Origin of the sequence: Clavibacter michiganensis, from assembly GCF_002151125.1 — a bacterium.
GTDB classification, from domain to species: domain Bacteria; phylum Actinomycetota; class Actinomycetes; order Actinomycetales; family Microbacteriaceae; genus Clavibacter; species Clavibacter michiganensis_C.
The window spans coordinates 1-9,773 of sequence record NZ_MDJZ01000013.1 but is presented as its reverse complement, the minus strand read 5'-3'; the positions used below and the strand labels follow the sequence as shown (position 1 = coordinate 9,773).

At 74.7% G+C, this 9,773-nt stretch carries 9 protein-coding genes; 4 read left to right on the top strand and 5 right to left on the bottom strand.

Annotated features, from left to right (window positions below):
- Nucleotides 1-399: 399 nt before the first annotated feature.
- Nucleotides 400-1,779 carry a PP2C family protein-serine/threonine phosphatase gene (locus BFL37_RS07795; RefSeq protein WP_086514578.1) on the top strand — a complete coding sequence of 460 codons (1,380 nt, stop codon included), beginning with the start codon at nucleotides 400-402 and terminating at the stop codon, nucleotides 1,777-1,779.
- A 45-nt stretch (nucleotides 1,780-1,824) separates the two neighbouring features.
- On the opposite strand, the gene BFL37_RS07790 is transcribed toward BFL37_RS07795, so the two are convergent.
- From BFL37_RS07790 to BFL37_RS07775, 4 genes are all read right to left on the bottom strand, one after another.
- The gene (locus tag BFL37_RS07790; RefSeq protein ID WP_086514577.1) at nucleotides 1,825-3,216 is read right to left on the bottom strand and encodes a hypothetical protein; all 1,392 of its coding nucleotides are present in this window, start codon (nucleotides 3,214-3,216) and stop codon (nucleotides 1,825-1,827) included.
- A gap of 7 nt (nucleotides 3,217-3,223) precedes the next feature.
- Nucleotides 3,224-4,093 carry a TIGR03943 family putative permease subunit gene (locus BFL37_RS07785; protein ID WP_241533912.1) on the bottom strand — a complete coding sequence of 290 codons (870 nt, stop codon included), beginning with the start codon at nucleotides 4,091-4,093 and terminating at the stop codon, nucleotides 3,224-3,226.
- Complete coding sequence (locus BFL37_RS07780) at nucleotides 4,080-5,309, bottom strand: permease (RefSeq protein ID WP_346962706.1); 1,230 nt, start codon at nucleotides 5,307-5,309, stop codon at nucleotides 4,080-4,082. The genes BFL37_RS07785 and BFL37_RS07780 overlap by 14 nt, the downstream gene beginning before the upstream one ends.
- Before the next feature lie 137 nt (nucleotides 5,310-5,446).
- Nucleotides 5,447-6,538: a hypothetical protein gene (locus BFL37_RS07775; protein WP_086514576.1), complete on the bottom strand. Its 1,092-nt coding sequence runs from the start codon at nucleotides 6,536-6,538 to the stop codon at nucleotides 5,447-5,449.
- Between the two features lie 144 nt (nucleotides 6,539-6,682).
- On the opposite strand from BFL37_RS07775, the gene BFL37_RS07770 reads away from it, so the two are divergent.
- The 3 genes from BFL37_RS07770 (at nucleotide 6,683) to BFL37_RS07760 (ending at nucleotide 9,132) form a co-directional block, all read left to right on the top strand.
- Nucleotides 6,683-7,147 (top strand): Dabb family protein, encoded by a 465-nt coding sequence (locus BFL37_RS07770; RefSeq protein ID WP_086514575.1) that lies wholly within the window; start codon nucleotides 6,683-6,685, stop codon nucleotides 7,145-7,147.
- 100 nt (nucleotides 7,148-7,247) lie between these two features.
- Complete coding sequence (locus BFL37_RS07765; RefSeq protein WP_086514579.1) at nucleotides 7,248-8,264, top strand: CPBP family glutamic-type intramembrane protease; 1,017 nt, start codon at nucleotides 7,248-7,250, stop codon at nucleotides 8,262-8,264.
- A 79-nt stretch (nucleotides 8,265-8,343) separates the two neighbouring features.
- A complete protein-coding gene (locus BFL37_RS07760; RefSeq protein WP_086514574.1) occupies nucleotides 8,344-9,132 on the top strand; it encodes a glucose 1-dehydrogenase in 789 nt (262 codons plus the stop codon).
- A gap of 40 nt (nucleotides 9,133-9,172) precedes the next feature.
- On the opposite strand, the gene BFL37_RS07755 is transcribed toward BFL37_RS07760, so the two are convergent.
- On the bottom strand, nucleotides 9,173-9,622 hold the full coding sequence (locus BFL37_RS07755) for a hypothetical protein (protein WP_086514573.1): 450 nt from the start codon (nucleotides 9,620-9,622) through the stop codon (nucleotides 9,173-9,175).
- Nucleotides 9,623-9,773: the final 151 nt, after the last annotated feature.

The window sequence follows — 9,773 nt, the reverse complement described above, 5'->3', positions numbered from 1 at the left end:
CACCACCGTCAAGGTCAGCCCCGACGCCGCCGCCCTGCTCAACAGCACCTTCGGCACCGACGCGGTCACCGACGAGCTCGTCGTCGGCATCGCCAAGATCACCGTCAACACCAAGTAGCACCCACCCCGGGCTCGCCCCGGGACGCACCACCTGCGATCACAGCGGAACGCATCGACGGCCTCGGCCCCCTCTCGGGGGTCGGGGCCGTCGGCATGTGCGGGGTCGGACGCGCGGACGGATCCACCGCGGGTGGGTAGCCTGGAGGGGACGCGCAGTCGACGCCCGGGGGGCCGCCGGCACCGCCGTCCCGGGGATCGCCACCGACCGACGTCGGCGTGATCGTCGCCCCATCGGTCGGACCTCCCCGAGACCACGCGCGAAGGGAGGCGGATCGCCTCGTGCTCGACTCGCTGACGCTCCGCGTCGCCTTCGGCGTCGCCAGCCTCACCCTGTTCCTGCTGTTCGCCCTCGTCACGTTCCGCGGCACCAGGTCGGCATTCAGCGCCTGGTGGTGCACCGCGCTGGCGCTGTTCATGGGCGGATCGCTCGCCTACCTCCGCGACGGCACCGTCGACCAGGTGTGGGCCAACCCGCTCGGCAACGGCTGCAACGTCGCCGGCGCCGCGGCCGTGTGGATGGCGAGCCGCTCCCTCCGCGGTCGCCCGACGCCGTGGTGGCTCGTCGCGGCACCGGCGCTCGTGGTCACCGCCGTGTCGTCCGCCGACTCGCCCGCGACGAACGACTGGTCCGGCGGGCCGCTGTACCTCGGGCTGATGAGCGTGCTCATCGGCGCGTCGGCGCGCGAGCTCGCGCTGCTGGACGCGGGCTTCTCCCGCACGCGCTGGCCGCTGCTCCTCTCCTCCGGGGCCCTCGCCGCCTACTACGCCGCGCGCTTCGTCGTGTTCCTCGCGACCGGACCGCGGAGCGAGGCCTTCACGACCTGGCTCGGCACCCCGTCGACCGCCCTCATCACGCTGGTGCTCCTGGTCGTGGTGTCGTTCAGCATGGCGTCGCTGAGCGGCGAGCAGGCGGCCCGCATGTACGCCGCCCGGGCCGCGCTCTCCCGCCAGGAGCTGGTCGACGGCGGCGGCGTCCAGCGTCGGCTCCTGCCCCGGTCCCTGCCGGATCTCCCGGGCTACGAGGTGGCGGGCGCCTGCGTGCCGAGCGGGGATGTCAGCGGGGACTTCTTCGACTGGCACCGGACCCGCGACGGCATCGTGGTGACCCTGGCCGACGTGATGGGCAAGGGCGTCGGCGCCGCCGTGATCGCCGCGACGGTGCGCGCCTCCCTCCGCACCGCCGTGCCGACCCTCGACCCGGGCCGCACGTTGGCCGTCGTGGACCGGGCCGTCGAGCCGGACCTCGACGCGAACGACGCCTTCGTCACGCTCCTGCACCTGCGCCTGGACGCGCCGACCGGCGAGGTCGCGGTCGTCGACGCCGGGCACGGGCTCGGCCTCGTCTGCCGGGCGGACGGGACGCGGGAGCGGATCCCGTCGCGCAACCTCCCCCTCGGCGCCCTGGGCGAGCAGGAGTGGCTCACGAGCACCGTGCACCTCGACCCGGGTGATCTCCTCCTGGTCTGCAGCGACGGCGTGCTCGACCTCTTCGACGGCTCCGTGGAGTCGCTCGACCTCGCGGCGGACGCGGCGACCGCGGCCGAGCCCAGCGCGGCGGGCGCGGTCGCCGCCATCACGGGGCTGGCGCCGGCGGGCACGCTGCCCGACGACGTGACCGTCGTCGCCGTCCGGCGCATCGCCGTGGCCGCCGCCGCGTGACGGGGACCGCGCCGACCGACGCGGGTTGCGCAGGCCGCACGGGCGTCAGCCGATCGTGACCTCGAAGCCCGCGACGCTGCGGGTCACCGTGCCGGTGGCGAGCTCCACGAGGAGCGTGGTCACCGTCGTGTCGCGCGGGTTCCTGGGGTAGTCGTCGCTCGCGCCCCGCACGGCGTCCGGCACCGTCTCGAGCAGCGCGAAGCGGCCGTTCGGGGTGACGGAGAGGCCGGTGATGCGGGTGGCGGGATCCGCGGGCACGTAGACGTCGCTCGCCCGGCCGTCGCGCACGACGACGAGGCGCTGCGTCGCGGTGCCGGTCGCGGGATCCAGCGCCGTGCGCACGCGGAGCACCGCGCCGTCGTCACCGGGCACGAACGAGATCGCGCCGTCGTACTGGAGGTCGGCGCCGCCGGTCTCCGTCGGCAGCGTCGTCTGCTGGGCCGTGCGCAGGTCGATCTCGGTGGTGGAGCCGGGATCCGTGACCGCGAGCCGCGTGCCGTCGGCGGAGAACGGGCCGAGCGTGCCGTGGCGGCCGAGCGGGACGATGGGCGCGGACCCGTCGACCGTCACGAGGTAGAGGTCGCCGTCCTGCCCGTGCGCCACCAGCTGCGGCCGGCCCGGCACGAAGCCCCAGGCCTGCACGCTGAGCTCGCGCCCGTCGAGACCGACCACCGGCGTCGGCGCGGCGCCCGCGGCCACGTCGTCGACCATGAGGGTGTCGCCGTACGGGCCGCCGTCCGCGCTCGTGAAGCGGAAGCCGACCGTGGTGCCCGTGTCCTCGGCGTGGAGGTCCTGGAGCGTGCCGCGACCGGGGAGCGGCAGGTCGACCTGGCCGGATCCGTCGAGGGCCGCGAGCACGAGGCCGTTCGTGCCGTCGTCCTGGAGGGTCGCGACGACGAGCGAGTTCCCGACGACCGCGTACTCCTGGATCTTCGTGGCCTGGAAGACCACGTCGCTCGCGCCGTCGCCGGAACCCGCCACGCTCTGCCGCACGATGCGGTCGGCCTGCTGCTCGCCGCCGCGGATCAGCACGTGCATGCCGGGATCGCCCGTGCGGAACGACGTGCGGAGGTCCGACGCGGGTCCGCCGCCGATCCCCTGCACGCCGTCGACGGACACCGTGTAGTCGGCGTCGTAGGCGAGCGGCCGGGTGAAGTCGATGATGAGGCGGTCGGCCTGCGTGTCGACGGTGAAGTCGGCGCCCGGCTCCATCCGGATGCGCGAGGCGTCGACCGGCTGGATCGGCCGGTTGGCGGCGAGCACGAGCCGCTGCCGGGACTGCTGGACCACCGCGAGCGGATCCACGTCCGTGCGCACGAGCCGCGGCCCCTGGCTGCCGGCCACCGCGAGCAGGCCGCCGCAGACGAGGACGAGCACGAGGATCACGGCGGTGAACGCCCGTCGGAAGGCGCGGGGGGAGGCGGCGGCGTCGGTCACGGGCGGCTCAGTAGACGTAGGGGTCGGCGGGCTGGTCGACCGGCGTGACCGTCTGCGGCATGACGGCGAGCGGCTGCCGGCTCCTCGCGCTCGGGTTCGACGCGAACGGCCCGGTGACCTGGACCCACTCGTCCGTCTGCAGCGTCGACTTCCAGCCGGGCTGGTAGACGGGCACGCCGACGGGCTGCGCGTCGACGGCGCAGCACGTGACGACGAAGCGGGTCACGTAGAAGACGTCGTCGGGGTCGTCGGGGTCGGCGCTCACGAATCCCGTGATGTCGACGGACTTCGAGGTGAAGAAGGTCGGATCCGTGGTCTGCGCGAGCAGCTGAGACCAGTCCTTGACACCGAGCGTCGAGAAGTCGCTCGTGCCGAGGAGCTCCTGGTCGGGCGCGGCGTCGGACGCGACCGAGCTCGAGTTGAGGGCGCGCTGCGTGACGGTGCTGTTCGTCAGCGTGCGCGGCGGGAGGACGAGGACGGCGACGACCGTGACCGTGACGACGGCGGCGACGGCCACGCGGGAGGCCCGGGCGCGGAGGGAGGCGCGGCCGGCGGCGGACGCGTCGCCGCCGAGCGCGGCGGATCCGTGGTCGTGGTCGTGCTCCTCCGCGGCCTCGGCGGGGCGGAGCGCGAAGCCGGCGACGGTCGCCACGAGGCCGATGACCGCCATGATCCCCGTGAAGACGAAGTAGCGCGGGTGGATGTAGAGGCCGAGCTGGCCGGTGATCGTGAGCCACAGCGTCGAGACGATGCAGGCCGCGAGGAGGACCAGGCCCACGGTGGAGGAGGCGCGCCCGCCCGCGGCGCGGCGGCGGCGCGCACGGCGGAGGACGGACGTGGTCCGGTCGCGGGTCTCCCGGTCGTCAGGCGATCGCATTGACACCCCATCCCAGCGCGAGGCTGATCAGCGCGACGACCGAGGTGATCATCACGAGCGTGCGGGTCGAGTAGGTGGTGCGCATGAGCGCGAGCATCTTGATGTCGATGACCGGGCCGAACACGAGGAAGGCGACGATGCCGCCCGGGAGGAACACGGATCCGAACGAGAGCACGAAGAACGCGTCGACGTTGGAGCAGACCGAGACGACGAACGCGAGCAGCATCAGCGCGAGCACCGAGAGGATCGGGCTGCCGCCGAGCGTGACGAGCACCTCGCGCGGCACGGCGACCTGGATGAGGCCGGCGAGCAGGGATCCGATGACGAGCGCCGGCATGATCGTGGTCGCCTCGCGCCCGAACAGCGAGATCGACTTCCGCACGCGGGCGCCGCCGTGGGCGTGCGGGTCCGGCAGGGCGCACTCGGCGCGGAACTCGTCGGTGAGCAGCCGGTCGGGCTGGGGGTGCAGGCTGAACAGCCAGCCGATGACGTTCGCGATGACGAAGCCGCCGACGATGCGGGCCACGAGGATCCAGCCGTCCCAGCCGAACGCGGCGTGCGTCGTGATGATGGTGATCGGGTTGAGGATCGGCGCCGCCAGCAGGAACGTGATCGACTCCGGCACCGTGAAGCCGCGCACCACGAGGCCGCGGGCGAGCGGCACGTTGCCGCACTCGCAGACCGGCAGCGCCATGCCGAGGAACGAGATGCACGCGCGGCGTGCGAAGGGGTTCCGCGGGAGGCGGCGCTCGATGACGCCGGGCGGCACCCACACCTGCACCACGATCGACAGCACGATGCCGAGGATCACGAACGGCAGCGACTCCACGATGACGCTGACGCTCAGGGTGACGAGGTCCTGGAGGCGGTCCGGCAGGACGCTGTCGCCGAGCGCGGGGGAGGCGGCGCGGAGGGCGAGGAGCAGGAGCACGAGTGCGAGGCCCGTGACGAGGCCGGTGCGGATCCCGGTCGGGGCGGCGCGCGCGGCGTCGTGGTCGTGGGGGTGGTCGTGCCGGTGGTCGTGCGGCTCGCGGGTGGCCGTGACCGTGGCGGTGGCCGTCGCCGCGGAGGTCCCCGGCGTGGTGGCGGATCCGTCCCCGGCGAGGTCCTCGCGGGCGCGACGGTCGCGGGCCCGCTCGCGTCGGGGGCGCAGGGGCCGGTCGAAGGGCGACGCGTCGTCGTCGTCCGGGGCCCAGGGGGTGCGGCGGTCCGTCATCGCGGACCCGTGCCACGGGGCCGGGGTCCGAGGAGGGCGCGCACGTCGTCCACCCTAACCGCGCTGAGAAGGGTCCTCAGCAGGCGCGGCGGCGCGCAGCTGACGACGCAGCTCCTCGGCAGGCGGGGCCGGAGCCGTCACCGGTACGCCGCCGGGAGCACCGGGCACGCGCGGGCCAGCTGCTCGTCCATGGCGTCGGGGAACGGGGTCCAGGGCCGCTCGGCGCGCACGGCGGCGATGAAGTCGTCGACCGCGGGGACCTCGCCGAGGTACGGCTCGCCCTCCGCGGCGTAGCAGGGGATCAGGTAGGAGACGTAGTAGTCGTGGATGTAGGCGAGCTCGGCGTCGGTGCGCGGTCCCGCCTCGCGCTGGGGGAAGCGGACCTGGCAGGAGTACACGGTGACCGGATCCGCGTCGGTGAGGCTGTAGCTGTCCTGCCCGATCACGGACGCCGTGATGCCCGCGTCCCGCAGGCAGGCGATCTGCTGGTCGATGTAGTCCTCCCCGTCGACCACCCGCTCCGTCTGCACGTCGGGCCGCACCGCGTCGGGCTGCTGCTCGAGCACGAGGCCCCACGCACGGTCGGCGCGGATCCGCAGGTTCTCGGCCAGCTCCTGGTCGGTCGGCGGCACACGGACGGGCGGGTCCGCCGTGAAGTCGGGGACGACGGATCCGCGGCGGCCGTCCGGGGTGCCCATCGCCTGGCCGCGCGGGGCGGCGGTCGCGGTGGCGGCCGGGTCGCCGCCCTCGGCGGTCGGGGACGATGCGGCCGTGCCGCCGGCGTCGAGGGCGCCGGACGCGGAGGCGGCGCCGATGCCCGCGATCACGACGACGCCCGCGATGATCGCCGCGAGACCCCCGCGCGTGCGCGTCCGGCGAGGAGCGGGCGCGTCGTCCGGGTCGTCGGCGTCCGCCTCCGCGGCCGCCTCCGCTTCCGCGGCTGCCTCCGCCTCCGCCTCCGCGGCGCCGACCGCGGGCCGCTCCACCGCCAGCAGCGCCGCGCCCTCGTCGACGAGCCGCGCCTCCTCCGCGAGCAGCGCGACGAGCGGCGCCGGCAGCTCCGCGTCGCCGTACCCGGTGCGCGCGCGGAGGTCCGCGGGGACCTCGACGAGCGGCGCGGTGGATCCCTCGCGCCCGAACGCGGCGCGGCGCAGCTCCTCGAGGCGGCGCGCGGCCTCGGGATCGTCGCGGAGGCGACGGGCGAGCGCGGCGTCGGGGGCGTCGGTCATGCGGCCTCCTCGTCGCGGGCCCGGGCGCCGCGGCCGGTGAGGCGGCGCGGGTGGTGCTCAGGCTACGGCGGCGGATCCGCCACGGCGAGGCCCCGTCCGGGTCACGGCCGCGCCGTCGCGGCCGGATCGGGCCAGGATCCGGACATGACCATCGACGATCATCCCGCCCTCACCGACGCCCAGCTCACCGCCCGCGACCACGTCCCCGGGCTCGTCCACCACGTCGTGCTGTTCCGGCTCCGCGACGACGCGACGCCCGCCGACCGCGACGAGGTGGAGCGGCGCTTCCGGGCGCTCGCCGACTCGCCGCACCCGGACGGCACGGGGCCCTACATCCGCTCGCTGCACGCCGGACGGCAGTCGAGCCCCGAGGGCGTCGGCCGCGGATTCGAGCTCGGCTTCGTGCTCGCCTTCGCCTCGGAGGGCGACCGCAACCTGTACCTCGGCGAGCCGCTGATCCGGGATCCGTCGCGCATCGACGCCCAGCACGCCGCCTTCAAGGAGTTCGTCGGGCCGCTGCTCGCGCCGGATCCGCACGGCGTGCTGGTGTTCGACTTCACCGAGCCGGAGGCGGCGCCGGCGGCGGCGGCGGGGGCGCCCGCGACCTGATCCCGCGCCCCAGATGCGGGCCGCGCCGCCGTCGGGGTCGCGCGTCATCGACCCGCCCGCCAGCCTGGATCGACCGCCCGACGCCGACGAGACGAGTCCCGTGCCCGCATCTGCCCGCCCTGCCGCTGTGTCCTCCGAGCCGTCCGCCGCGCGCGCCGAGTCCCCGGATCCGCGCCTCGACGCGCAGACGCGCCGCCCGCAGTCGTGGATCCGCGCCGTCGCGGTCGCGCTCCTCGCATGGGTCGTGCTCGGGGTGGGGCTCGGCCTCGCCATCGGCATCGCGGACGCGGTGGTGCAGGCGACCGGCGCCGGCCTCCTCCTGAAGACCGTGCTGCAGGCCGTGCTGATGTCCGCGATCGTCGTGCCCGCCGTCGTCCTCCTCCGGCGCCGGCTCGACCGCAGGAGCCTCGCGAGCCTCGGCCTGTCGCGGCGGATCGGGCGGCCGATCGCGCTGGGCGTCGGGGTGGGGGCGGTGACGGGCGCGGTCGTCTGGGTACCCGCCGGCCTCCTCGGCTGGATCCGCGTCGACGGCGTCGACCTCGCCGTCTTCGCCGGGTTCCTCCTCGCGAACGGCGTCGTCCTCGCGCTCTACGAGGCGATCCCGGAGGAGCTCGCCCTCCGCGGGTACATGTGGACGAACCTCCGCGACGGCGCCGGGCTCGTCGTCGCGACGCTCGTGACCACCGCCCTCTTCCCGGCCATCGGCGTCGTGATCGAGTCCGGCCGCTGGATCGTGCTGACGATCGCGGGGTCGGACACCGGCGCCTTCACGCCGATCCCCGCCGGGAACGACGCGATCGTGTACGTGCTCCAGCTCGGGCTGTTCGGCCTCGCGCTCATCGCCGCGCGGCGGATCCCGACGGAGGGTGCGCTCCTCATCGCGATGGCGTTCCACGGGACGCAGCTCACGGTGAACCGCGTGCTGCTGGGCGGCACGGGCTGGGGCTCGTCCGGCTGGGACGTCGCGTTCGTCGAGCCCGACGCGATCGCGCTGGTTCTCGGGCACATCGTCCTGGCCGGCCTCGTCTTCGTCGCGGTGCGGAAGCGGATGGAGCGGCGGCAGCCCGGTCTGCGGCCGGCACGCGGAGCCCGCGTCCAGGATCCCGACCTACGGTAGGGATGTCCATGCGATCGCATGGATCAGTGGCTCCGTCCACGAGACGCGGGCCGCCGTCCCCGACTCGTCAGGAGACCCCATGACCACCACCCGCTTCACCGACAAGGTCGTCCTCATCACCGGCGGAGGCTCCGGCCTCGGCCGTGCCGCCGCGGTCCGCCTCGCCGCCGAGGGCGCGCGCCTCGCCCTCGTCGACATCTCCGAGCAGGGCCTCGCGGCCAGCGTCGAGGCCGTCCGCGCCGCGTCGCCCGACGCCGAGGTCCTCACCGTCATCGCCGACGTGTCGCAGGAGTCCGACGTCGACGCGTACGTCAGCCAGACGGTCGAGCGCTTCGGTCGCATCGACGGCTTCTTCAACAACGCCGGCATCGAGGGCCGCCAGAACCTCACCGAGGACTTCACGGCCGCCGAGTTCGACAAGGTCGTCGCGATCAACCTCCGCGGCGTGTTCCTCGGCCTCGAGAAGGTGCTCGCCGTCATGCGCGAGCAGGGCTCCGGCATGGTCGTCAACACTGCGAGCGTCGGCGGGATCCGCGGCGTCGGCAACCAGTCCGGATACGCGGCCGCGAAGCACGGCGTCGTCGGCCTCACCCGCAACTCGGCCGTCGAGTACGGGCAGTTCGGCATCCGCATCAACGCCATCGCACCCGGCGCCATCTGGACGCCCATGGTCGAGGAGTCGATGAAGCAGATCAGCGCGGACGACCCGCGCGGCGCCGCCGAGGAGTTCATCCAGGGCAACCCGACGAAGCGCTACGGCGAGGCGGACGAGATCGCGTCGGTCGTCGCGTTCCTGCTCTCGGACGACGCGGCGTACGTGAACGCCGCCGTGCTGCCGATCGACGGCGGGCAGTCCGCCAAGTACTGACCCGCGCGGACCGCGTCGGCCGGGAGACCGACCGGCGCGGTCAGCCGAACGGCGGCGTGGGGAGCTGGCAGGTCACCGGCTGGCCGGGCGCCGCGGTCGAGGTCGCGATCTCCCGCACGCCGTCGACGAGGATCCGGCACGTCAGCGCCTCGCCGTCCGCCGGCGTGGCCTGCACGAACGCCCAGTCCTCCGCGGTGACGACGGACTCGACCGACCAGACGGAGCTCGCCGAGTCGTCGCCGGGGGAGAAGGACGCCTGGCCGACCTCCTTCACGATCGACGGCCGACCGCGGTGCGAGGCCTCGGCGTACGACACGTCGGTCAGCCCGGCGTCGGCCGCTCCCGTGGTCGTCACCTCGTAGGTGATCGCGTAGATGTCGGCGATGTCGTCGGCGATGCCCGAGCAGCCGGCGAGGGCGAGCGACGCGGCGCCCGCGACGAGCGCGATGCCGGAGCGCGCGGCGATGCGGCGGGGTGATGCGGTGGTCATGGATCCAGTGTGTTCGACCGCCCGCGTCGCTCGCATCCGTCGGAGGTGCCGGGACGCACGCGGGGACAGCACCCCGGTACCGCTCGCGGGGATCCGCCGCCCGCGCCCGCCGGGCGGGCGCGCAGGCGCCCCCCCCCCCCCCCCCCCCCCC